Consider the following 22,400-nt stretch of genomic DNA (forward strand, 5'->3'; position numbering starts at 1 on the left):
TTCAGGCAAGGAGTCTGATTATGCAACTTAAGCCGTTGGCTCGCTCATTAGCAGCAGCGCTATCAATCGTGGTAATCGCTGGCTGTTCCAGCACCGGCGGAACCCAAGACGGTGACTCGTACGGTAGCCAGGACGGCAGTATGTCCGGCTCTGGCACGTCTGGCATGGGCACTGGCACGGGTAGTAGTCAATATGGATCGACGTCTGGTTCAGGTGCGGGCCAGCAGGCTGACTCACGCATTCCTGAAGTACGTACCATCTATTTTGATTATGATCGCGACACCATTAAAAGTGATTACGAGTCCGTCGTGATGGCTCATGCGCGTTACTTACGTGCTAACCCAGGTGCTCAGGTCGTTCTGCACGGGCATACTGACGAACGCGGCACACGCGAATACAACATGGCGTTGGGTGAGCGTCGTGCCCGTGCGGTTGAACGCTTCCTGAATATTCAGGGCGTCTCTCCTTCACAAATGAGTGTCGTCAGCTACGGCGAAGAACGTCCGGCCGTGAATGGCAATAACGACAGCGCTTACGCTCAAAACCGTCGCGTAGTGTTTAACTACTGATGAATTCGGCGAGCGGTTAACCGCTCGCCGTTTTTATCTATGGAGTCATCATGTATCACAGTCTCAAGCGTTACGTTGAGAGGCTGTGCGGTGCGGGAGCCTTAGTGCTCCCGCTGTCCGTATTGCCGCTTACCGTCGACGCACAGCAGCCCCTTGTTCAAGATCTTTCCGGCGGCAACGCTTCCTCCAACGGCTTCTATCAGCAGACACAGCGTCAGGAAGCTTCCAGCGGTAACCTTGTACTGTTTAATCAAGTTCAAGAACACCAGCAGGAAATCCAGCAACTGCGTGGCCAGATTGAAGAATTACGCCACCAGATGGAACAACTGCGACGCCAGTCTCAGCAGCAGTATCTCGATATCGAAGATCGCCTGATGAGCAGTGGCCCGAGCCAAATTGAGCAGTCAACGCCAGCAGTTGAGCCAGAAGCCGTGGAAGAAGTCGTCAATGCGCCGTCGACTCGAAATGTCAGTGAAGATGCTCAAGCCGATTACCAGGCAGCCTTTGCTCATGTTCAGGCAAGGCGCTTTGATGAGGCTATCGCGGCATTCGAGGCATTTGTAAAAAATCATCCCGATACCAGCTTAACCGCTAATGGCCATTACTGGCTGGGCGAACTCTACGCCGCTGAAGGCGAGTTGGATGCTGCTGACCAAGCGTTTAGCCGCGTGATTGAAGAGTATAGCGGTAGCAGTAAGATGCCTGATGCGATCTACAAGCTGGGCTTGGTCAAAGCACGTAAAGGCGAAGCGGAACGCAGCCGAGAGTTACTTGAACAAGTCCGCGATGACTATCCACAAAGCAGTGCTGCGGGCCTCGCCAATGACTTTTTACGTCAGTCGGCGGGGTAATATATTTAGCTCCTTATTTGCTTCAAGGAATTAGCATGAGCTGTAAGATCGACTATCAAGCAGCGCCCAATCTATTGGAAAATCGCATTGTGCTGGTTACCGGCGCAGGCGATGGAATCGGCCGTGCGGCAGCGTTGAGCTATGCTCAACATGGAGCAACCGTGATTCTTTTGGGGCGCACTATTGCCAAATTAGAACGCGTTTACGATGAGATTGAGGCGGCTGGTGGCCCACAGCCCGCTATTTTTCCGCTCAATTTTGAAGGCGCCACGCTAAAAGATTTCCATGACATGGCCGAAACGCTGGACAAAGAGTTTGGTCGCCTGGATGGCCTGTTGCACAACGCAGGTTTGTTAGGTCGTATTACCCCCTTTGACCAGTACAATCCTGAACTTTGGCAGCAGGTCATGCAGGTAAACATCAACGGCCCCATTTGGATGACGCAAGCGCTATTGCCGTTGCTCCAGCAGTCTGAGGACGCGTCGGTGATTTTTACTTCCTCAAGCGTAGGTCGAAAAGGGCGGGCGTATTGGGGGGCGTACGCGGTTTCTAAATTTGCGACGGAAGGATTTGTCGACGTGTTGGCCGATGAGGTGGACAACCAGCCTAATATTCGCGTCAATTCGCTTAATCCAGGCGCCACGCGTACCCAAATGCGGCGGACAGCCTTTCCTGGTGAAGACCCTTTCACGCTTAGAACCGCTGACGATATTATGCCCACTTACCTATGGTTAATGGGGCCTGACAGCGCAGGCACCAATGGGCAAAAACTGGACGCTCAGCCACCCAGGCTTTAGCTTCACGTTTAACGTGGTCGGTGTGCTGGCTTGGTTAACGCTTAAAGGCATCCAGGGCATCGACCAGCGATTGGCAATCCGAAAACCATAAATCAGCTGGCCACCGCTGGTAGTTATCTTCCTCACTCATGTAGCCATAGCCGACCGCTACTGCCGTCATTCCCGCCGCGACCGCCGCCTCTATGTCGCGTACATGATCGCCCACATACCAGCAATTTTCTGGCTTGACGCCCAGGCGTTTAGCCGCTTCCCAGAGCGGCTCAGGGGCTGGTTTTTTAACGCTTAGATCGTCTGCGCAGAGTAACGCGCCTGGTTGCAATGCCAGAGCTTCCAGTAAGGGCAGGGTATAGCGACGTGGCTTGTTAGTCACAATTCCCCAGAGACGCTGGTCGCCATGCCACTCTTCCAGCCAGATATCCAGGGGCGAGAAGACCTTGCTATGCACGGCAACCGCCTTTTCATAAGCATCCAGCAAATACTGACGCGCCTGAGCGTGCTCACTAGAGTCAGTATCCAGACCCAATGCAAGCGTGACCAATGCATTGCCACCGTTAGACACTTGCTCCCGGATAATTTCAAACGGTAGCGGCGCCAGCCCATGATGGTGCCGCAAGGCGTTGGTCGCGCTAGCTAAATCGGGGGCTGTGTCGACCAGTGTACCGTCCAGGTCGAAGAGGATCGCCTGAGGCGCTTGCGTTGCCATTTAGTTACTCACCTTACGGCAGTACATCATGTAGTTAACCGAGACATCATGGCTAACCAGGCGGTAATGGCGAGTTAGCGGGTTATAGGTCAACCCTGTTTGTTCGCGAACTTCTAATCCGCTACTGCGACACCAGGCAGCCATTTCGGAGGGCCGGATAAACTTGGCATAGCTGTGTGTTCCCCTAGGCAGCAGCTTGAGTACGTACTCGGCGCCTAAAATTGCAAACGCATAGGACTTGGCAGTGCGATTCAGGGTCGAAAAAAACACGTAGCCGCCAGGGCGCACAAGCTCACTGCAAGCACGAATCACAGAGGCCGGGTCGGGGACGTGCTCCAGCATTTCCATGCAGGTGACTACATCATAATAGCCGGGGGCTTGAAGCGCCTTGGCTTCTACGCTGATATGTTGGTAATCAACGTTAACGCCATGTTCTTCCGCGTGCAGACGAGCCACCGCTAACGGCGCTTCGCCGAGATCAATACCTGCTACCTTAGCTCCGCGGTGTGCCATTGATTCACTCAGGATACCGCCGCCACAGCCCACGTCGAGTACCTTTTTGCCCGCTAAGCCCGCCCGTGCATCAATGAAGTCCAGGCGTAAGGGATTTATATCGTGGAGGGGTTTAAATTCACCCTGCGCATCCCACCATCGGCTAGCGAGTGCTTCAAATTTAGCAACTTCGGCAGTATCGACGTTGCCTTGATAGTGTTCAGCAGTGCTATCCTGTGGTCTCGTTTGCATGATGTAACTCCCAGGGTCATTGAGCAGTCGGCGAGAGGGTATCCCCAAATTAATGGTAATGGTCTATATGCGCTTGTTACCGTTCATTAACAAGGTGGCATCCACTCACGCCTTCAGTATTATGGACATTCTAACCATTCCTGTGTCGGAACGCATGAAAAGGACCTCGCTATGATTCGTAAGCCCGTACTTCCTGTCGCTGGGTTTGACACCCAATGCTTGTCAGCGACAAAGGCGATTATCAGGGAGATGATTACGATGGTGGGTGGCTTTGCTCAATCGCTTGGAGATCTGAAAGCGACGCTTGCCTCTGCCCGTCGTTATCCTGAAGGTAGAGGGGCTTGCCAAACGCTGTTCTCACGTTACCAGTGGGGAGCGTAAACTATGCGGGTGTTACTCTATGGTAGTGAGTTAAGCGCCGCGACAGCAGCGGCTGCGCTGGCTTGGGTAGGACATCAGGTGCAATGGCTACCCCATGCTGATGCCCCCTGGTCATCACTTTCCAAAGTGGACTGGTTAAGCAGCGAACCACAGCTAATGACCCATCTTGAGCAGGGCATGGCAGAAGGCACCCTACAGGTGATCGAGCAGCTTCACGACGTCACTCTTCCTGAAGTGATCTGGCTGGCGTTGTCACCTGCCCAGCGGCGCTCCGCCAGTACGCTACTTGAGGATCCTTTATTCACGGATCAGCACGGTATCGTACTTATTAATAACTCAACGTTCCCTGTTGGTGAGACCGAGCGGCTGCAGGCGCTGATGGGAACTCAGCATATCAGTGTAGCGCTGCCTGATACTCTGGAAGAAGGTCGTGCGTGGGAATCATTCACTCGTCCCACCAGACGCTTGTTAGGTTGTGATGATGCGGTAGGAGAGCAGGTAACTCGCGAACTATTACGCGCTTTTAACCGGCGCAGTGAAGTATTTCAATGCATGCCTAGGCGTGCGGCGGAACTCACCAAGTTGGCCATCAATGGCATGCTCGCCACACGTATTAGTTATATGAATGAAATCGCTGGCTTGGCTGACACGCTTGCGGTGGATGTAGAACACGTTCGCCAAGGCATGGGAGCAGATTCACGGATTGGGTTTGAGTACCTGTACCCCGGCTGTGGGTTTGGGGGGCCTAACTTCTCCCGTGACTTAATGCGCCTCGCCGACGTGCAGCTGCAAAGTGGTCGCCATTCGGCGCTGCTGGAACAGGTAATGGATATTAACGAGCAGAAAAAGGAGACGCTGTTCCGAAAGTTATGGGCTCACTTTGGCGGCCAGATGAGCGGCAAAACGGTCGCGATATGGGGTGCTGCGTTTAAACCGGGAACAGCTCGGATTGATCACGCACCTGTATTGCCACTACTAGAGGCGCTGTGGGCTCAGGGAGTAAAGGTTCAATTACATGACCCGGCAGCCGTACCCGCGCTTCACGCGTTGGTAGGCCAGCGCGATGACCTTCAGACCTTTATTCATGATCCTTATCAAGCCTGTGAGGGGGCGGATGTATTGATGTTGGTCACCGAATGGAAGACCTATTGGAACCCAGACTGGCATCGACTCGGCTCGCTATTGAGCGCTAAGCTCGTCCTGGATGGACGCAACATATACGATCCCGAGTTTGTTGCCAGCTGCGGATTAATGTACCGAGGTATAGGCCGTCGTGCCGACCCGAAGACTCTTTGAGGAAATGTCATGCCAGATGCCACCGGATCCTCTCGCATTGTGCCCGATGTGGATCAAAGCTTGACGGCGCAGCATTTGCGCCACCGAAAGGGGCCAACGCTATGGCCACTATGGCTTTGTTTGTTATTGATCATAGCGTTACTGGGCACCGCGGCGGCAGGGCTTTGGTACGAACGCGAACGTCTGCTAAGTGAGCTACACCGCGTGAGTGGTGAAGTCTCTAACGTTCATGCCCGGTTGGATTCGGGTGACACTGATGTACAAGATAGGTTAACCTTTGTACAAGCTCAGATAGCGACTCTATTCCAAGAGCAGGAGCAGTTAGCGGTCACGCTAAGTGATACGCGTGAAGAGCTATATAGCTTACTCAACATGAACGAGGAGTTGGCCTCCAGCGATTCGATTAATTCACTGTTACAGCAATTAGCCCAGTTGCGAGAACAGGCTGAACTACGCGACAGTCAGTTAATGGCGTTGAGAGAATCGCTGGAAGCGCTGGAACAAACGGGCACGTCGGGTCGTCAGAATCTGGTTCAGGAAGTCGCCCATCTAGAGCGACTTACCGAACAACGCCTTAGCGTACTGGATAATCAAGTCAGTAATATCAGCAGTCGTTGGGAGGAGCAATTAGCCGCGCAAAGGCAAGACCTTGAAGACCGTCTTGCTGACCTGGAAGCCTCGGTTGCCTCGATTGATGCGAGCGTGGATGAGGAGGCGCTGGACAACTTAGCGCAGGAGTGGTCGCAACGCCTGAACGCGCTTGAAAGCGATGTACGCCAAGTGCGGCAGGCACAGCTTGCGTTTAGTGCCCAGTTAGAAATGTTGCGTTAATACGTGGCGTCGATTGGATAAGTGCTATTACTAAAGCATGGGAATGGCGAAGCGTTAACATGCTTTGGCGATACAGCCGATGATTAGGTTGGGATAAAAATGTATGGGAAGACAACGGCAATGGACACCAGCCAATGGACGCACGTTGTGGGTAGTGCTGCCAATATTATGTTTATCCCCGTCAGCCTTTGCAGTAGAGGCGACCATTGAGGGGGTTAGTGGTGATATCGAAGACAACATTCAGGTCTATTTGCAAAATATAGAGGCTGAACAATATACCGATGTTCGTTTAGAGGGCGAAGTACGACGGCGCACGCAAGAAGCAATGCGCGTGTTTGGCTACTATGAGCCAGACATCACCTTCGAGAGCGCCACTGACGAACGCGTTCAGCTGACGATTGATCCTGGCCCTCAAGTGGAAGTTGAAGTGCTTTCGATCAATCTTGAAGGCGATGCAACTAACGACCCCCCGTTTCAGGAGGCAGTCGACGGCTTTCCGCTTAACGAAGGTGACGCGTTACGCCATGCGCCTTGGGATCGGTTGAGTAGTCAGCTATCCGGGTTGGCTATCGAACGTGGCTATTTCGACTGGGGGTTCACCGATCGTCGAATGGAGGTGCGGCCCTATTTGCAAAGTGCGCGCCTTTATATGGATTTCGATAGCGGCCCGCGCTATCAATTTGGTCATACCGCCGTCACCGGTAGCCACATTGCAATAGACCGTTTGCTGCGCATGCGGCCCTATGAGCGTGGCGGCCCCTATTTAGCGCAGACACTTGCTGAATATAACCAGTCACTGGCGGAAACCGGCTGGTTTAGCTCGGTATCGGTTCGTCCGCGTCTTGAAACGGCCCAGGAATTGACCATTGCCCCCAACACCGGCGGTGACCCCTGGTGGAGTGAGGCGACTGCATCACAGCCAGAGCGACCGCGTGTCAGCAGTGCGGCGCTGGCCAGCGTACTCAGCCTGAATAAGCGCAACGATACGCAGTTGCCTATTGATGTTAGCGTTGAGCCGGCGGATCGCCATCAGTTTGAAGTGGGTATCGGCTATGCCACCGACGTCGGACCCCGCCTGCGATTTGGCTGGGAGCAGCCCTGGATCAACCGCTATGGACATAGCCTAAATCACGATCTCTATTTATCCGCTCCGGAACAACGTTTTACCGGCTTATATAACGTGCCCCTTGAAGACCCGCTGAGGGACAGTTATCGACTCCAATACGGCATTCGTAATGTCGATGACAACGATACCAAGTCGCTGGAAGGGACCGTAGAAATAGCGCGGCGCTGGGAATTCGATAACGACTGGGTGCAAACTCTGTATCTTCGCACTACATATGAGGATTTCGAGCAGGGCGGCAGAGCCGATGAAGTGTGGTTGTTATACCCAGGTATTCAATGGACGCGCACTCGCACTCGCCCGCAGCGATTTCCTATGTGGGGGGACCGTCAGCAGCTCTCACTAGAGTATTCGGATACCACATGGGGGTCTGACGCACAGTTCGCACGCATCACGGCGGACACCGAGTGGATCCGCACACTGGGTAGCGATAACCGCTTTTTGGCAAGAATCGGCTTAGGCGCCATTGAAACCGATGATTTTGATAAAATCCCACCCTCGTTGCGCTTTTTTACTGGTGGCGATCGCAGCGTACGCGGTTACTCCTACGAAAGCCTTTCGCCACGTAACGCTGAAGGCCGGTTAAGAGGTGGGCAGCAAATGCTGACGTCCTCTCTTGAATATCAACGCCGCGTCACCGGCGATTGGTGGGCCGCCACCTTCGTGGATAATGGCAATGCGTTCGATAACTGGGGGCCTGATGATCTAAAAACAGGCGCCGGGGCAGGGGTACGGTGGGTTTCGCCGGTTGGGCCTATTCGCCTGGACATCGCCCATCCCTTTGATAGTGAAGATGACTGGCGTTTGCACTTTTCCATCGGGCCTGAATTCTAGGAGAGAGACTTGTCTGAAGTTGAACCATCTACGGCTGATCAGCGCCACCGTCTATCTCCGAAATACCGCGCTTGGCTACTGCTATGGAGTGCTATTCGCCTGGCCATCGTGCTGCCACTTTGGCTATTCGGCTTAGTAGCTTTGATCCTCGGTGCCGCGTTGTCGCCTTGGGGGACTGGGGTGCTTCTCTCTCAGGGCGAGCAGCGTGACTGGCTCTCGTATAGCCATCATGAGGGCGGCTTGCTTGATGATTTCCTGATCCAGGATTTTAACCTTGCGTTGGGTGAAACCCGTATTAACGTGGATGAATTCGAACTGCAGTGGGCCGATGACTGCGTCCTTTCAGGACGGCTATGTATCGACACCCTGCATGTTGACGGCGCTGACATTCGCCTGGGGGCATCGAATCCGCAGGAGCCGCCTGCCGAAGAGGAATCCGGTGGGCCGTTGGCGATTAATTTTCCTTTCCCGATCGAAATACGCTCGCTACTGCTTGAAGACGTGAGCCTGCAGCTTGCCGATGGTATTGAGGTGGCGTGGCGCTCTGTGAACACGGCGGCGGTAGCCGAAGGCAATGAGGTGCGCTTCGCAGCCACTCACTTGGAACAACCTCGCGTGTATTTGCCCCCATCGCCTGGTGTTCTGCTGACCCAGCATATTGAAACACCGCTAAATGCTGAGGCCATCGATGCCGCCCAAATGATCAACCAGCCTCAAGAGGCAACCGAGCTGGTAGCAGCGTCGGAGCAACCGCTAGAAGCGCGCGAACGTCTTGAACTGCCTGATATCACCCTACCGGTCGATATCCAGATGCCTGAATTTACGCTCAATGATTTACGCTTGGAAGGAGCCTTTGATTACCAGGTTGAGCGGCTGAGTTTAGGAGTGGCAACCGAGGGCAACAGCGTTACATTACAAGAGCTCGCCGTCGTGACGCCAGATGCCCAGGCGGAGCTAAGCGCGAACGTCACGTTAAGCGACAGCTATCCTCTGGAGGCTCGTTTAGACGTCGACGTGTTTTTACCTGAGTTGTTACCTGCTGTATTTAATAATCAGGAGCGTGAAACGGTCACCCTGACCTTGTCTGGCTCACTAGAGGCACTAGAGGCGCAGCTTGATGCATCGGGTGCGGTGACTGCTTCGCTCAACGCTCAGGTAGATGCCTTGGCGCCTACTCTGCCTTTCCAGCTACAGGTGCAAAGTGATCGGCTTCAGTGGCCTCTTTCGACGGGCGCTGATTCGGTCGACCAAGCTGATGATACCGACAATGCTGATGATACCGACAATGCTGATGATACCGGCAATGCCCCCTATGTCGTTGACGACCTCAATTTACAGGTAACGGGGAGCCTCAGCGACTATAGTGCCCAATTGGCAATGGCCGTCGAGGGGCCGAGCTTGCCAACGACGCGTATTAACGTAGCAGGCGAGGGTGACCTTGAGCAGTTTCGCTGGCGGCCACTGACGCTGGCAGTTGAGGAGAGTACCTTGCGCAGTGAAGGGTGGGTTAACTGGGCAGCGCCATTACAGGTCGAGACCACTCTTCGTCTGGACCAGTTTGATCCCTCTCACTTCGTTGATCAGTTAGCGGGGAATTTAAACGGTGATATTGAACTAAGCGTTCGTCAACAAGACGACCTATGGGCCATTAGCGTACCCAACCTGTCAATTGATGGTGAGCTGCGCGACTATCCATTAACGCTGCAAGCCGTGTTTGACGCCAACAGTAATATGCAGGTGGATATTGAAGAACTGCTATTTACCCAAGGCGATAACCGCTTGGAAGCAGCCGGCCAGATCAATCAGCAAACCATGTCGTTACAGGCGGATATTGCCTTACGCCAACTGCAAACCCTGTCACCTGATTTAGCGGGCACCATCGTCGGCAACCTGCAGGCAAGCGGTAGTTTCAATCAGCCGGAACTGCTCGCCGACTTGCAGGGGAATGGCGTCCGATTTGGCGAAAACCGTATTGAACAGCTTTCGCTTGATGCCGCCATAGAAGGTATTGACGATCCGACGCTGGATATACAACTCGCGCTACAGAATATTAACGCGGGAGGGCAATCGCTGAGCACGGTGGGGGCCGATATCACTGGCAGTCTTTCTCAGCACCGGCTTGAACTGACGGCTCAAGGAGCGGATAACAATGTGCTCAGCCGGGCACTCATCGCTCTGGAGGGTAGGTTTGACCAACAGGCGCAGCGTTATGACGCCCGTGTCACGCCGTTAGAAATTGATTCTGAGGCAGGCGATATTCGCCTCGAAGCCCCCTTGGACCTGCGCTACGACCTCACCAATGGCCAGGCTCGTCTGTCACCCTTCTGCCTACGCCGTGAGCAGGGCGGATTAGTGTGTTCCGAGCAGGAAATTAATGCCTCTGCGCAACAGGGCAATGCCGTTCTCTCGCTGCGCGAAGTGCCGATGGAAATGGTCGAGCCATTCCTGCCGGAAGAGTGGCAGTTAGAGGGTGATACAACGGCGGATCTTACCGCTAGTTGGCGACAAGGCGGGGCGCAATGGCAGGCGAACATGCAGGTGCTCAGTGAGCTTGCGATTACCGCCATTAATGATTATGGCCAACCGGTACAGTTGCCTGAAATCAATCTAGATGCCCAGCTTGAGGCCAATCAGAGACAAGCGGATGCCAATGTGTCGCTTTCTTTGGCTGAGGCGGGTGATCTTAACTTAGCGCTGTCGATCAACAATCCGTTAGGATCGGGTGAGCTGTCTGGCGAGCTGCGTGCCAACAATGTGTCGCTACAACCCTATCGCCCCATGATAGTCGGCATGGAACGACTACAGGGTGATCTAACCGGCAGCGTGCAAATTACCGGCACCACCGAACAGCCTGATTTGCAAGGTCAGCTCGGACTGCGTGGTATTGCACTTCATGGTCCCGATATTCCAGTTGATATTCAGGACGGCGAGTTGGTAGTCACCTTTGATGGTGAACAGGGTGATATCAACGGTTATCTGGCCGCCGAGCGTGGGCGTTTGGAAATTTCCGGTGATGCCTATTGGCCAAGCGGTGATGATTGGCGAATTGGCGTCGACCTTAATGCCGTTCAAGATCCGATACTGGTGGAGCTACCCCAGTTCGGCCGTCTTGAGGCGGCACCTGATATCCGCGTTCGAGTAACGCCGGAAAGACTTCAGGTAAGAGGCGACGTTAACATTCCCTGGGCGCGGCTTGAAATTGGTGATATGCCATCATCGGCGATAACACCAAGCGGTGATGAAGTAATTATTACCCAGCGCGACGATCGCCAGGCGGAAATTGAAGCCCAGCGTACGGCTGCTAATGATGCAGGCCCTAGTGCGGCAGATGAGCTCGCCGCCACTGGTATGGAACTGGATGTGCTGGTAACCCTGACGCTCGGAAGCGATATGCAAATATCGGCTTATGGATTAGAGTCGGGCCTGGGAGGCAGCCTGGAAATTCGTCAAAGCAGCGGCTCACTACAGTTATTTGGCGATGTTAGTCTCGTCGATGGTCGCTTCCAGGCGTTTGGTCAAGACCTGATTATTCGTCGTGGCGAGCTGCTGTTCAGCGGTCCTCCGGGGCAGCCCAGACTCGACTTTGAGGCCATACGCAATCCAGATGTGACCGAAGATGACGTGATTGCCGGGCTGCGTGTCACCGGTAGTGCTGAATCGCCCAATGTGATGATCTTTTCAGAACCGGCGATGAATGAATCGCGTGCGCTCTCTTACTTGCTGCGTGGCCGGGCGCCCGATGCCACCGGGGGTGGCCTGGATAACGCGCTAACCACCGCACTTATCGGTATGTCGCTAGGTAGAACAGGCGGGGCCGTAGGCTCGATTGGCGAGGCTTTCGGTATTGACGACTTAACGTTGGATACCGCCGGTGCGGGTGACGATAGTCAGGTAGCGTTAAGCGGCCAATTGACCGATGACCTTAGAATCAGCTACGGGGTGGGAATTTTCTCACCTATTGCGGAACTGACACTGCGCTATACGCTCTGGCGTAACCTCTATGTGCAGGTCATATCGGGAACTAACCAGGCGGTTGACTTAATCTATACATTTACCCGCTCCGGTGATCCTGAGATCATACAGCAGCAATAAAGGAGGACGACCCTATGTCTCTTTTTTCAAGTGCGAACAAGGTATTGCCTGGACGCCAAACGCCCATAGATACAAGCGAATCACATACCATCAATGGACATTCGCTACACCCTCCGTTTCCTGCGGGGCACGAGGAAATCGTGCTCGGCATGGGCTGTTTCTGGGGTGTCGAGCGGTTGTTTTGGCCGTTGCCCGGTGTTTATGTCACCGCGGTAGGTTATGCCGGCGGTGAAACACCCAACCCCACCTACGAAGAGACATGTACTGGGCGCACAGGCCACACCGAGGTCGTTCGGGTTATTTATAACCCTCAACAGGTCGATCTTGAAACGCTGTTACAGGTGTTCTGGGAGCAGCACGACCCGACGCAGGGAAACCGCCAGGGCAATGACATCGGCTCTCAGTACCGTTCGGCTATTTTTACCACCAGCCAAGCTCAGCAAGCCACCGCAGAGCAGAGTGCGCAGGCTTTTCAGCAGGCGCTCAATAAGGCAGGTAAGGGGACAATCACTACCGAAATAAAGCCGCTGGACAGCTTTTATTATGCCGAGGCATATCATCAGCAGTATCTTGATAAAAACCCTAACGGCTATTGCGGCTTGAAAGGTACCGGCGTCACGTGTCCGATCGGATAAGAGAGCTGTGTGCCAAATGCCAGCCAATATCAATCACTGACTATCAACAGGATTCCATTATGCAGCAGCGCCATTCTCTAACGTGGGCTTTCGGATATCGCCCTATAGGCGGGTGTATGGCGCTACTGCTGTGTATATCGGTTGGCTGGGCAGGACAGGCGTCAGCAGATCAGCCAGATAGTGAGCTTGCCATGCCTGAGTCTGTCAGCGCCACGCCCTTCAGCAGCGACCGAGAGGCTGTTATTTGGCGTCGCGAGACGTTTAAAGATATTGAAAGTCTGCTGCGTCAACTGCGCTTTGATTTGGTGAATAATCAGGATATTGAAGCTGCACAGCCGCGATTACGTGAACTGCAGGAAAAAGCCAGTGGGGCTAATCTGCTTCCGGCCTTTATAGCGGGCACCCATGGCGGCGGTTCTGATGCGCGTGATTCCATATGGGAGGAGTGGGATGACTTTTCCAGCGGCTTTAACGACCTTGAGAAGAGAATCGCAGACTTGATAGAGGTAGCTGAGCAGAATGATCCGCGCGCGACCGCCCAAGCCCTGGCCGCTGTAGGCGCTAGCTGTAAAAGCTGTCATCGCTCATACCGCTACGACTAGCGTAGCGGTAGTATGGATAGCATGGCTGTATTTCTTAGTCGCCTGTTTGTATTCGATCAATGCGGTAAAGCGTTTCCACTTGTTCCAGGCCAGTAATCGTGCAGTTCAGATCTTTGACTCGGCCATCACTTAATCCATAGACCCAGCCATGAACCGAGATTTCCTGACCACGCTGCCAAGCGCGCTGCAAAATCTTGGTTCTACACAAGCTATTAACCTGTGCTTTGACATTAAGCTCACACATACGATCAATTTGATCTTCAAGAGGAAGATGATCCAGTGAGTCACGATGGTGGTTGTACTGTTCCCGCACCGAATGCAGCCAGTAATCGACGACGCCGCATTCACCTCCCATCATGGCGGCTTTAATGCCTCCGCAACCATAGTGACCCACAATCATTATATGGCTGATTTTCAGAACATCTACCGCGAACTGCACCACCGAAAGCGCATTCATATCGGTATGGTGGAGCAGGTTGGCAACATTACGATGGACGAATACTTCCCCAGGGGGCAGCGCAATGATTTGGTTGGCAGGGACGCGGCTATCGGAACAGCCAATCCATAAATAATCAGGATTTTGTTGGTTTGAGAGGCGTTTAAAGTAGTCGGGATCCTCTTCACACATGCGCTCAGCCCAGGCACGGTTATTATCAAGAAGGGTCGCAATAGGGTCAGACATAAAATCTCCGATAAGTTAAGTCGCTGGCCGCTAAGCAGAATATTAAACAGCAGGCAGTATAAAATAGCAGTACAGGGTTTTAACCTTCTCCACGAGACAGGTCAATAACTCCGTTAGGGCATTGAGCGTGACACGAATATTAACTCCACAGGAGCAAATGATGGCAGGCGTTTCAGAATATGAATATGACCTTCTGGTCATAGGGGCAGGGTCTGGTGGTGTCCGTGCCGCTCGTATGGCAGCGACTACCGGCGCCAAGGTGGCAATCGTCGAGGATCGCTACTTGGGCGGCACCTGCGTCAACGTTGGCTGTGTGCCTAAAAAGCTCTACTCGTACGCTGCCCACTATCATGACAGCTTTGACGATGCAGCTGGCTATGGTTGGCAATTGCCGGGGCCAGCAAGCTTTGACTGGTCCACGCTGCGTGATAATAAGATAAGTGAAATCAAACGCCTTAATGGTATTTACCAGCGCATGCTCGAAGGCGCTGGAGTAACCCTTATTAATGCACGGGCTAGTCTGGCAGACGCTCATACGGTGACGCTGCATGAAGAACAGAGAGATAGCACGGTAACGGCGCAAAAGGTGTTACTTGCGACGGGTGGATGGCCGTGGATTCCTGAATTTCCCGGCAGTGAATATGCAGTCGATTCTAATCAGGTTTTTGACCTTGAAACGTCCCCAAAGCGTTTTCTGGTGCTGGGCGGAGGCTACATCGCCGTCGAATTTGCCAGCATATTTAACGGGTTAGGCAGCGAGACTCACCTCATTTATCGTGGCGAGCTATTTTTAAGAGGCTTTGATCAACAGGTGCGTGAATTCACCTGTGCGGAAATGGAGCGAAAAGGGGTCAACCTCCATTTCAATACCAATATAGAGCGTATTGAAGCCACCCAAGACGCCTATAACGTCTACCTTACCAATGGCAACATGCTTGAAGTTGACGTGGTGCTGGCCGCCACGGGGCGCAAAGCCAATATTCAAGGATTAGGGCTCGACAAGGTAGGGCTTGAGTTAGATGAAACGGGCAAGATCCCCGTCAACGACCGCTTTGAAACGGCGTGTCCTTCTATCCTCGCGCTAGGTGATATAACGCCAGGCCCGGAGCTGACGCCAGTGGCCATCGCGGAGGCAATGCACCTTGTCGAATCTCATTTTAAAGAAGGGACTCCCGAGGCGCTGGATTATACGACAATCCCAACCGCCGTTTTTTGCCATCCCAATATTGGTACCGTAGGGCTTTCTGAAGAGGAGGCGAGAGAAAAATTTACCAACATTCGCGTTTACAGCACTAATTTCCGTGCCATGAAGCACACCCTTTCGGGGAGCCATGAACGTACTTTAATGAAACTTGTGGTAGACGATGCCACTGATGTCGTGGTGGGTGCTCATATGGTTGGCGATGATGCAGGCGAAATTATTCAGGGCATCGCCATTGCGGTCAGAGCGGGCCTTCGTAAACACGATTTTGACCGTACGGTGGGAATTCATCCGACAGGGGCAGAAGAGTTTGTCACTATGCGGACACTGACACGTACGTAAGCGTCGGCATTTTTTGCATCGATACAAGCGCTGCGGCTATTGACGGTCTATTATCCAAACAGACATTAACCTCTGGGCTAGCGGTAATAGGTCGTCGATTCAGGCTTTTTGGCAATATATAGCTTGGCTAATCCAATTTAGCCATCACGCGACCAAACAGCGGTTGTGTAGTACTGATAGAATCTATTTATAATAAAAAATTATGGAATTTGAGGTCTTGGATAATATGCCTTTTGAATTGCTCATAATCAGCTGTTATAATAAGAAACAAATTCGCTACAGCGAAGCATAACTATGAGTACGCAGATACAACCGTTTACCCCTTCCGCTGAGCTAGCCCGACCAACGGTCGCCGATGCAGTAGTAGGGCATGCAGAGATGCCGCTTTATATTCGCAAACCCAATGCGGACGATGGTTGGGGGATATATGAGCTGATCAAATCCTGCCCACCATTGGATGTAAATTCAGCCTATGCCTATCTGCTGCTAGCTACCCAATTTCGTGATACTTGCGCCGTAGCGACTAATGAAGAAGGCGAAGTGGTTGGATTCGTATCCGGCTACGTCAAAGATAATGCCCCCGATACCTATTTTTTGTGGCAAGTGGCGGTGGGTGAGAAGGCGCGTGGTACCGGTTTGGCGCGGAGATTGGTCGAAGCGATCATGTCTCGCCCAGAACTTGCCGATGTGCATCATCTTGAAACCACGATCACGCCTGACAATCTTGCATCGTGGGGCCTTTTTCGTCGGCTAGCGGCTCGTTGGCACGCTGCTCTCAATAGCCGTGAATACTTCTCTACCGAACAACTCGGAGGAGAGCATGATCCGGAAAACCTGGTTCGTATAGGTCCGTTCCAAACGGATCGAATCTAGCCTGTTAGGCACGATCTGAACGTGACTGCTTAACGAAGTGTTATTTTCCCGCTCATGTTGCTCCAGGCAACTATCGCCTGAATGGACTAATGATCAACTAAGGAGGTCGCCAATGCAGACCCAGACGCTAGAACGCATGGAATCCAATGTACGTACTTATTCTCGTTCATTTCCGGTGGTGTTTACCAAAGCGCAAAATGCGCGCCTGACCGATGAGAACGGCCGTGAGTATATTGATTTCCTCGCCGGCGCGGGCACCCTTAACTATGGTCACAATAATCCGCATTTAAAACAGGCAATGATCGATTACCTGTCAACGGACGGTGTGGTGCACGGTCTTGATATGTGGACGAATGCAAAGCGTGATTACCTGGAAACGCTTGAGAACGTTATTTTCAAGCCGCGCGGGCTTGATTACAAAGTGCATTTGCCGGGGCCGACAGGCACTAATGCGGTTGAAGCGGCTATTCGCTTGGCGCGTGTTGCCAAGGGTCGCCCTAATATTGTCACGTTTACCAATGGTTTCCACGGCGTCACCATGGGTGCCTTAGCAACAACGGGTAACCGTAAGTTCCGTGAAGCAACAGGTGGAATACCCACGCAAGGCGCAAGCTTCCTGCCCTATGATGGCTACATGGGTGAGCACACCGACACCCTGGATTATTTTGAAAAACTGCTGGGCGATAAATCCGGTGGCTTGGATATTCCCGCGGCGGTCATTATTGAAACCGTGCAAGGTGAGGGCGGTATTAACGTTGCAGGCCTGGAATGGCTGAAGCGTTTGGAAGGCATCTGCCGCGAACACGATATTCTGCTGATTGTAGATGATATTCAGGCAGGTTGTGGCCGCACCGGAAAGTTCTTCAGCTTCGAGCATGCCGGTATTACGCCTGACATTATTACCAACTCGAAGTCACTCTCTGGCTTTGGACTACCCTTTGCCCACGTACTAATGCGCCCCGAGCTTGATAAATGGAAGCCCGGTCAATACAACGGTACTTTCCGTGGCTTCAGCTTGGCGATGGTCACCGCGACCGCCGCATTAAACAAATACTGGGCCAACGACACCTTCGAGCGTGATGTTCAGCGCAAAGGGCGTATTGTGGAAGAACGTTTCCAGAAACTGGCGGCGCTACTTACCGAAAACGGCATGCCAGCCTCGGAGCGAGGTCGCGGGTTAATGCGTGGTATTGATGTCGAGTCGGGTGATATCGCAGATAAAATTACCAGTAAAGCCTTTGAACACGGGTTAGTTATTGAGACCAGTGGTCAGGATGGCGAAGTGGTTAAGTGCCTATGTCCTTTGACGATCTCTGATGAAGACCTGCTGGAAGGCCTCGATATTCTTGAAAAGTGTGTCACTGCGGTTGCTAGTGAGTGATTTGTCGCTAGGATGAACCTGTAGGCTCACGGTTTTTATTAGGGAGACAGCGTCTGGTAATCACCAGGCGCAACGCAACGGAGTACTTCTATGATCGTTCGTAATCTTGAAGAAGCGCGCAAAACAGAGCGTCTAGTAACCGCTGAAAACGGCAACTGGGACAGCACACGTCTCGTTCTTGCCAATGATAATGCTGGTTTCTCGTTTCATATTACCCGCATTTTCCCCGGTACAGAGACCCATATCCATTATAAAAATCACTATGAAGCAGTGTTTTGTTATGAAGGTGAAGGCGAGGTGGAAACCCTGGCCGATGGTAAAATCTGGCCGATCAAAGCAGGCGATATTTACCTGTTAGACCAGCACGATGAACATCTGCTGCGTGGTAAAGAGAAGGGTATGACGGTAGCCTGTGTCTTCACACCGCCCATTACGGGCAACGAAGTTCACCAGGAAGATGGCTCCTACGCAGCGTCTGAATAACCCATCGGTTTCTGATGCGATAGTGTAAAACGGTAAAAAGGCCTGCTATTCAGTTAGCAGGCCTTTTTCCGTGCAGCGAATATGGCCGCTCAGCCAAGCATCGTTTAACGGATTGGCTTTTCAAACATCAGCGTAATCTCGCCAAGCGTAACACCGAACTTTTGCATGGAGGTTCGATTGATCACGCGGCCATCGGGCTGCAGATACATCCAGTCGTCCATGGTAAATGAGATCATTCGTCCATCAATTTCAAGCTCTAGCGGATAACGCATATGGAATACATGACCATATTGGCGGGCCTCAACACTGCCTTCCACATCACTGGCAGTGCCTAACCAGCGGTGCTCATCAATACGCTCAAATGTCCAAACGCGACGGTCGGTTTCACCATCCGCAAATACAAACGCTTCATCCAGCGTTAATCGGTCATCTGAATATGTGCCTTCGATTGCTACCGTAAAACGCCGCTGCACCTCGCCAGAGTAATCCTGTAACATGCCCCAAGCTTGGGTGGTGCCGCTAAAGTACTCCGCGATATCCAGGCGCGGCTCGGAGCCCTCATAGTCTTCAATATCAGGGCCGGCGCAACCAACCAGAAGCAAGAGCAGAGCGTAAAGGGTGATACGAAGAGAATGCTTCATGTCGACATTTCCTATATGCAAGATATGAGCGGTACAACACCTGTGAAATATTCTACATCAAAGAAAGCGGACCAAGGGCTAAATGTCATCTCTCTATACGGGTTCGCTTAATATATAGTTAGTTAGATCAAAGGGTTAATCCATAAAGCCCCTGCACCATACCCCACCAGCCCCACAACCACGGGCACCGCAGCCACTTCCAGCCTCTTAGCCATAGCTTTCCAAACTTGGAACGTCGCGTTCCCTTTATCCCTTTCTAAATGTAAGTCAATAAGCACCTTAACCGGGTCTAAACCAATCGACTCTGCCACCTTTACGCCTGTCTCGTCGGACATTGTGCCGCCGCCTTTCCAAGCGCTTACCGTCTGATGGCTGATGCCAAGCATTTTAGCGGTGCGATAGTCAGTAATGCCGCCATGGTGGGCTTTAAAGCGTGTCAATAGGTCAAGTGTGGTCATTGGTCTAATCTCCTGGGGCGTGACGTTCTTACTAAGGATATGTGAGCGCAAAAGCCATTGATATACGCCAAAGTGATTTGCCTACGCTAATCCTTTTTGCTTACTCTATTGCCGTCCGTCGCTGGAAAGGGGCAACCGCTCCGGGCTGGGATTGATCCCCCGGCCTTTTTTCAGCCAGCGCGGTAGCGATGGGGTAACGACCATGGATACACGCCAGCATGAAACAAATCGCGATGCTTTTAGCGCTGTGGCTAGTGAGTTACGGGCCAGTCAGTGTGCCAATCGCCTGAAAGCCGCACGTAATATTGCCTTTGACGCCTACAGCGAGTTACTAGGGGCCAGAGAAAATGCCGTCGCCACAGGCGACCAAGCGCGGGTAGACCTGATCGAAGCCGCCTTGAATGAGCAATGGGCCGCTATTGATACCCTCGTTAATCGGTTGGGCGCGTAATGACCAGCCACGCCGCCGCTATCGACCGCCAAACCCTAGCCGATGGCCTGCTTAAATGCGGGCCGTGGCATTGTCTCGACGATGACCAGGCGCTAATCGATCACGCCACCGCACAAGCGCGGGCCGTCGAAATTGACGCCGCCGAGCTAGACCATGAAAAAGCGTTAGCGCTGGCCATCCACCGCGTGACCGCACACCACATAGAACCCCCCAATGAACCCGAAACGGGCCAGCTTAAACGGCTGGCTTGTTCTAATTGGTGGCGTCGCCAGTTGCGGCGCTTAACCAGCCGTAGGCGTGAGCAACGCCAGCGCGTGCTAGGCCGGGTACATGACCGGGCCGGGATCTACGTAAGCCACGAAGGTTACAAGCGCCGCCGTGCGCAGCAATTCCGCAATCAAGCCATGCTGGAGGCCGTGACCGCCATCAATGAGCTTGATCAATCCTATACGCTGGCCGAATTGGCCGAGCTTGGTCTGGCGAACCCGGATAACCGCCGTGCCGAGCTGATGCTACGCATTGCCGATACTGAGCGCGAAGCGGTACGCCTGGGCCATGTGGGTTTGTTCCTTACCATAACCGCGCCGTCACGGTTCCACGCCGTGCACAAGGGCACCGCCAGGGTTAACAGCAAGTGGGAGCGTGACGGACGGTCAACACCGCGTCAGGCTCAAGACTACTTGCAGCGGCTGTGGGGAAAGGCGCGTTCTTTCCTGGGGCGTCGCAACCTGGGCACCTACGGCATCCGCGTAGTAGAGCCCCATCATGATGGCTGCCCGCATTGGCATTTATTGCTGTGGTGTGAGCCGCAGAACGTGGCTGCAGTATTGGGCGTGATGCGCAGCTACGCGCTAGAAGATTCCCCCGGCGAAGTGACAAAAGACGAAACCGTCCGCTTTGACGCCAAGCTGATCGACCCGGCAAAGGGCAGTGCTGCAGGGTACGTCCTCAAGTACGTGACGAAGAACATCAACGGGAAGCAGTACAGCCGCCAGGGCGTTGAAGGCGATCACTTGGACGCCTACGGCCACGACCTGCAAACCAGCGCACCGCGCATTGAGGCATGGGCCGCGTGCTGGGGTATCCGTCAGTTTCAATTCTTTGGGCTGCCGTCCGTCACCGTGTGGCGTCAAACGCGCAAAATCCGCGAAGCCACCGACCTGCTTGAATGGCTGGAAACCTATTCCCCCGACCCCGCTACCGCTTCGCTCATGGGCCAGCTTTGGAAAGCCTGCGACGCGGGCGAATGGGCGGAATTCCTTCGCCTGATGGGCGGGCCAATGACGCGCCGTGATGACCAGCCCGTTAAGCCTTGGACGATTGAGCGCCTTAACGGCAAGGGTAACGGTGAGCTGCAAACGGGCGCTTATGGCGACGTTAAGCAGTCAATCATTGGTGTGGTGGTCAACGGGTTTGAGCTGATGACGCAGCAACACTTTTGGCGTGTCGAGCAGACGCCGAAGTCTGGCGGTTTTGACCTGGAGGGTTTGACCTTTGATGGCGAAGCCATCACTCGGACTCGTGTGAATAACTCTACGCAGCCAGAATATTTTAAGCAGTTGTTGCGCTCGCTGAGGTTACAGCTAAGCCATAAACAGCATACGGAAAGCGCCCTAAATGATTGGGAATGGCACAAAACACAAGACTTTAGACGCCGTTTCCCGGTGGCCGACCCGGCCACCGTGGCCGAGCTTCGCCACCAAGTGAGAATCGACGTAGAGCGGGACGAAATACACCGGGCAATGCGTGATGAACGCGAACGCCTGGAAGCACAGCGCAAAGCAACGATTGAGGAAGGCCAGCATCTTGTTATTGGGTGGCTTGCCCGCGGCGAAATGGACATTAACGACTTAACCCCACAAATGATTGAGGCATTGACCGCATGACAAATGCAGAACTAGCGCGAAAGCGTGAGCAGCTACGCCAGAAAGCAGACGGTATCGCAGGTATGAACCCGCTTTTTGCCGCTAATGAAATAAAAATCGCGGCGCTGTTAGCCGCTGAAATCACAGACGAACTAACGCGGCGGGAGCTGCAACGGGGGGAACATGAGTAACCCAACGCTGGGCGTTATCGACTGCCCAACATGCAACACCGAAGGGGCCGAAGTGCGCCAAACCAAGCGCCGGGGCGCTCGCCTGTATTGGCAGTGTGCCGAGTGCGGTTTAAATCAACCGACCGGGGCGAAAATTCAAGCGAAGCTTTGGCAGGAAACCCAATGGAACGCAGGCGCCGAGCCAACGCGACCGGGCAACGTGGAAAGCGAAGCCGCACGCTCTACGCCACCAGAATTTGACCCGGCAAGCGACGACGCAAGCGAACCGGCACCGACCCGCCAACCGGCACAGCAACCGAGCAAAGCGAAAGGGCTAGGCGTGCTGCTACTCGCCAGCCTGGGGCTGGGCGTCTTTTTGTCTGCCCGCTAACCGA

General features: G+C 53.5%; 22 protein-coding genes and 1 pseudogene. 18 read left to right on the plus strand and 5 right to left on the minus strand.

Translation table 11 applies throughout. The annotated features are described in order from the left end of the window. Positions 1-20: 20 nt before the first annotated feature. From pal to ACFFLD_RS00675, 3 genes are read left to right on the plus strand one after another with little or no spacing between them, the layout of a single operon-like run. A complete protein-coding gene (gene pal, locus ACFFLD_RS00665) occupies positions 21-569 on the plus strand; it encodes a peptidoglycan-associated lipoprotein Pal (RefSeq protein WP_386040500.1) in 549 nt (182 codons plus the stop codon). Positions 570-619: 50 nt separating this feature from the next. Beyond that, positions 620-1,420 (plus strand): tol-pal system protein YbgF, encoded by an 801-nt coding sequence (ybgF, locus tag ACFFLD_RS00670; RefSeq protein WP_386040502.1) that lies wholly within the window; start codon positions 620-622, stop codon positions 1,418-1,420. A gap of 35 nt (positions 1,421-1,455) precedes the next feature. Continuing rightward, entirely contained in the window at positions 1,456-2,217 is a 762-nt protein-coding gene (locus tag ACFFLD_RS00675) for a YciK family oxidoreductase (protein WP_386040504.1), read from the plus strand. A gap of 34 nt (positions 2,218-2,251) precedes the next feature. Here the strand turns inward: ACFFLD_RS00675 and ACFFLD_RS00680 are convergent, their stop codons facing one another. Beyond that, positions 2,252-2,920, minus strand: coding sequence for an HAD-IA family hydrolase (locus ACFFLD_RS00680; RefSeq protein ID WP_386040506.1), 669 nt, complete (start codon positions 2,918-2,920; stop codon positions 2,252-2,254). Next, a complete protein-coding gene (gene ubiG / locus ACFFLD_RS00685) occupies positions 2,921-3,664 on the minus strand; it encodes a bifunctional 2-polyprenyl-6-hydroxyphenol methylase/3-demethylubiquinol 3-O-methyltransferase UbiG (protein ID WP_386040508.1) in 744 nt (247 codons plus the stop codon). A 171-nt stretch (positions 3,665-3,835) separates the two neighbouring features. Here ubiG and ACFFLD_RS00690 point away from each other — a divergent pair. The 7 genes and pseudogenes from ACFFLD_RS00690 to ACFFLD_RS00720 form a co-directional block, all read left to right on the plus strand. Next, positions 3,836-3,928: pseudogene (locus ACFFLD_RS00690) on the plus strand (UTP--glucose-1-phosphate uridylyltransferase); the annotation flags it as partial. A gap of 120 nt (positions 3,929-4,048) precedes the next feature. Continuing rightward, positions 4,049-5,341, plus strand: coding sequence for a nucleotide sugar dehydrogenase (locus tag ACFFLD_RS00695; protein ID WP_386040510.1), 1,293 nt, complete (start codon positions 4,049-4,051; stop codon positions 5,339-5,341). A gap of 9 nt (positions 5,342-5,350) precedes the next feature. After that, positions 5,351-6,172 (plus strand): hypothetical protein, encoded by an 822-nt coding sequence (locus ACFFLD_RS00700; RefSeq protein WP_386040512.1) that lies wholly within the window; start codon positions 5,351-5,353, stop codon positions 6,170-6,172. Positions 6,173-6,275: 103 nt separating this feature from the next. Continuing rightward, entirely contained in the window at positions 6,276-8,129 is a 1,854-nt protein-coding gene (gene tamA / locus ACFFLD_RS00705; protein ID WP_386040514.1) for an autotransporter assembly complex protein TamA, read from the plus strand. Positions 8,130-8,138: 9 nt separating this feature from the next. Further along, positions 8,139-12,221 carry an autotransporter assembly complex protein TamB gene (tamB, locus tag ACFFLD_RS00710; protein ID WP_386040516.1) on the plus strand — a complete coding sequence of 1,361 codons (4,083 nt, stop codon included), beginning with the start codon at positions 8,139-8,141 and terminating at the stop codon, positions 12,219-12,221. 14 nt (positions 12,222-12,235) lie between these two features. After that, a complete protein-coding gene (gene msrA, locus ACFFLD_RS00715; protein WP_386040518.1) occupies positions 12,236-12,856 on the plus strand; it encodes a peptide-methionine (S)-S-oxide reductase MsrA in 621 nt (206 codons plus the stop codon). Positions 12,857-12,972: 116 nt separating this feature from the next. Further along, entirely contained in the window at positions 12,973-13,458 is a 486-nt protein-coding gene (locus ACFFLD_RS00720) for a c-type cytochrome (RefSeq protein ID WP_386040520.1), read from the plus strand. 34 nt (positions 13,459-13,492) lie between these two features. Here ACFFLD_RS00720 and can read toward each other — a convergent pair whose 3' ends face one another. Next, positions 13,493-14,140 (minus strand): carbonate dehydratase, encoded by a 648-nt coding sequence (can, locus tag ACFFLD_RS00725; RefSeq protein WP_386040522.1) that lies wholly within the window; start codon positions 14,138-14,140, stop codon positions 13,493-13,495. Positions 14,141-14,300: 160 nt separating this feature from the next. Here can and gorA point away from each other — a divergent pair, with 160 nt between their 5' ends. The 4 genes from gorA (at position 14,301) to ACFFLD_RS00745 (ending at position 18,420) form a co-directional block, all read left to right on the plus strand. Further along, positions 14,301-15,683 (plus strand): glutathione-disulfide reductase, encoded by a 1,383-nt coding sequence (gene gorA, locus ACFFLD_RS00730; RefSeq protein ID WP_386040524.1) that lies wholly within the window; start codon positions 14,301-14,303, stop codon positions 15,681-15,683. 294 nt (positions 15,684-15,977) lie between these two features. Beyond that, a complete protein-coding gene (ectA, locus tag ACFFLD_RS00735) occupies positions 15,978-16,556 on the plus strand; it encodes a diaminobutyrate acetyltransferase (protein WP_386040526.1) in 579 nt (192 codons plus the stop codon). 112 nt (positions 16,557-16,668) lie between these two features. Then, the gene (ectB, locus tag ACFFLD_RS00740) at positions 16,669-17,937 is read left to right on the plus strand and encodes a diaminobutyrate--2-oxoglutarate transaminase (RefSeq protein ID WP_386040528.1); all 1,269 of its coding nucleotides are present in this window, start codon (positions 16,669-16,671) and stop codon (positions 17,935-17,937) included. Between the two features lie 90 nt (positions 17,938-18,027). After that, positions 18,028-18,420 carry an ectoine synthase gene (locus tag ACFFLD_RS00745; protein WP_308323048.1) on the plus strand — a complete coding sequence of 131 codons (393 nt, stop codon included), beginning with the start codon at positions 18,028-18,030 and terminating at the stop codon, positions 18,418-18,420. 104 nt (positions 18,421-18,524) lie between these two features. On the opposite strand, the gene ACFFLD_RS00750 is transcribed toward ACFFLD_RS00745, so the two are convergent. Both ACFFLD_RS00750 and ACFFLD_RS00755 read right to left on the minus strand, forming a co-directional pair. Then, a complete protein-coding gene (locus ACFFLD_RS00750; RefSeq protein WP_386040530.1) occupies positions 18,525-19,061 on the minus strand; it encodes a DUF3833 domain-containing protein in 537 nt (178 codons plus the stop codon). Between the two features lie 122 nt (positions 19,062-19,183). Beyond that, entirely contained in the window at positions 19,184-19,519 is a 336-nt protein-coding gene (locus ACFFLD_RS00755; protein ID WP_386040532.1) for a hypothetical protein, read from the minus strand. 202 nt (positions 19,520-19,721) lie between these two features. On the opposite strand from ACFFLD_RS00755, the gene ACFFLD_RS00760 reads away from it, so the two are divergent. Genes ACFFLD_RS00760 through ACFFLD_RS00775 form a run of 4 tightly spaced genes read left to right on the plus strand, consistent with a single transcriptional unit; the run spans position 19,722 to position 22,396 of the window. Beyond that, positions 19,722-19,970 (plus strand): hypothetical protein, encoded by a 249-nt coding sequence (locus ACFFLD_RS00760; protein WP_386040534.1) that lies wholly within the window; start codon positions 19,722-19,724, stop codon positions 19,968-19,970. Beyond that, on the plus strand, positions 19,970-21,856 hold the full coding sequence (locus ACFFLD_RS00765) for a replication endonuclease (protein WP_386040536.1): 1,887 nt from the start codon (positions 19,970-19,972) through the stop codon (positions 21,854-21,856). Before ACFFLD_RS00760 ends, ACFFLD_RS00765 begins: the two co-directional genes overlap by 1 nt. Continuing rightward, a complete protein-coding gene (locus ACFFLD_RS00770) occupies positions 21,853-22,026 on the plus strand; it encodes a hypothetical protein (protein WP_386040538.1) in 174 nt (57 codons plus the stop codon). Before ACFFLD_RS00765 ends, ACFFLD_RS00770 begins: the two co-directional genes overlap by 4 nt. Continuing rightward, positions 22,019-22,396 (plus strand): hypothetical protein, encoded by a 378-nt coding sequence (locus ACFFLD_RS00775; protein WP_386040540.1) that lies wholly within the window; start codon positions 22,019-22,021, stop codon positions 22,394-22,396. Before ACFFLD_RS00770 ends, ACFFLD_RS00775 begins: the two co-directional genes overlap by 8 nt. The last annotated feature ends 4 nt before the right edge of the window (positions 22,397-22,400 follow it).

Origin of the sequence: Vreelandella sulfidaeris (genome assembly GCF_042429665.1) — a bacterium.
GTDB lineage: Bacteria > Pseudomonadota > Gammaproteobacteria > Pseudomonadales > Halomonadaceae > Vreelandella.

Excerpts from the sequence above, each read along its gene's own strand:
- pal (WP_386040500.1), top strand. The coding sequence starts at position 21 with ATGCAACTTAAGCCGTTGGCTCGCTCATTAGCAGCAGCGCTATCAATC.
- ybgF (WP_386040502.1), top strand. The coding sequence starts at position 620 with ATGTATCACAGTCTCAAGCGTTACGTTGAGAGGCTGTGCGGTGCGGGA.
- ACFFLD_RS00675 (WP_386040504.1), top strand. The coding sequence starts at position 1,456 with ATGAGCTGTAAGATCGACTATCAAGCAGCGCCCAATCTATTGGAAAAT.
- ACFFLD_RS00680 (WP_386040506.1), bottom strand. The coding sequence starts at position 2,920 with ATGGCAACGCAAGCGCCTCAGGCGATCCTCTTCGACCTGGACGGTACA.
- ubiG (WP_386040508.1), bottom strand. The coding sequence starts at position 3,664 with ATGCAAACGAGACCACAGGATAGCACTGCTGAACACTATCAAGGCAAC.
- ACFFLD_RS00695 (WP_386040510.1), top strand. The coding sequence starts at position 4,049 with ATGCGGGTGTTACTCTATGGTAGTGAGTTAAGCGCCGCGACAGCAGCG.
- ACFFLD_RS00700 (WP_386040512.1), top strand. The coding sequence starts at position 5,351 with ATGCCAGATGCCACCGGATCCTCTCGCATTGTGCCCGATGTGGATCAA.
- tamA (WP_386040514.1), top strand. The coding sequence starts at position 6,276 with ATGGGAAGACAACGGCAATGGACACCAGCCAATGGACGCACGTTGTGG.
- msrA (WP_386040518.1), top strand. The coding sequence starts at position 12,236 with ATGTCTCTTTTTTCAAGTGCGAACAAGGTATTGCCTGGACGCCAAACG.
- ACFFLD_RS00720 (WP_386040520.1), top strand. The coding sequence starts at position 12,973 with ATGGCGCTACTGCTGTGTATATCGGTTGGCTGGGCAGGACAGGCGTCA.
- can (WP_386040522.1), bottom strand. The coding sequence starts at position 14,140 with ATGTCTGACCCTATTGCGACCCTTCTTGATAATAACCGTGCCTGGGCT.
- gorA (WP_386040524.1), top strand. The coding sequence starts at position 14,301 with ATGGCAGGCGTTTCAGAATATGAATATGACCTTCTGGTCATAGGGGCA.
- ectA (WP_386040526.1), top strand. The coding sequence starts at position 15,978 with ATGAGTACGCAGATACAACCGTTTACCCCTTCCGCTGAGCTAGCCCGA.
- ectB (WP_386040528.1), top strand. The coding sequence starts at position 16,669 with ATGCAGACCCAGACGCTAGAACGCATGGAATCCAATGTACGTACTTAT.
- ACFFLD_RS00745 (WP_308323048.1), top strand. The coding sequence starts at position 18,028 with ATGATCGTTCGTAATCTTGAAGAAGCGCGCAAAACAGAGCGTCTAGTA.
- ACFFLD_RS00750 (WP_386040530.1), bottom strand. The coding sequence starts at position 19,061 with ATGAAGCATTCTCTTCGTATCACCCTTTACGCTCTGCTCTTGCTTCTG.
- ACFFLD_RS00755 (WP_386040532.1), bottom strand. The coding sequence starts at position 19,519 with ATGACCACACTTGACCTATTGACACGCTTTAAAGCCCACCATGGCGGC.
- ACFFLD_RS00760 (WP_386040534.1), top strand. The coding sequence starts at position 19,722 with ATGGATACACGCCAGCATGAAACAAATCGCGATGCTTTTAGCGCTGTG.
- ACFFLD_RS00765 (WP_386040536.1), top strand. The coding sequence starts at position 19,970 with ATGACCAGCCACGCCGCCGCTATCGACCGCCAAACCCTAGCCGATGGC.
- ACFFLD_RS00770 (WP_386040538.1), top strand. The coding sequence starts at position 21,853 with ATGACAAATGCAGAACTAGCGCGAAAGCGTGAGCAGCTACGCCAGAAA.
- ACFFLD_RS00775 (WP_386040540.1), top strand. The coding sequence starts at position 22,019 with ATGAGTAACCCAACGCTGGGCGTTATCGACTGCCCAACATGCAACACC.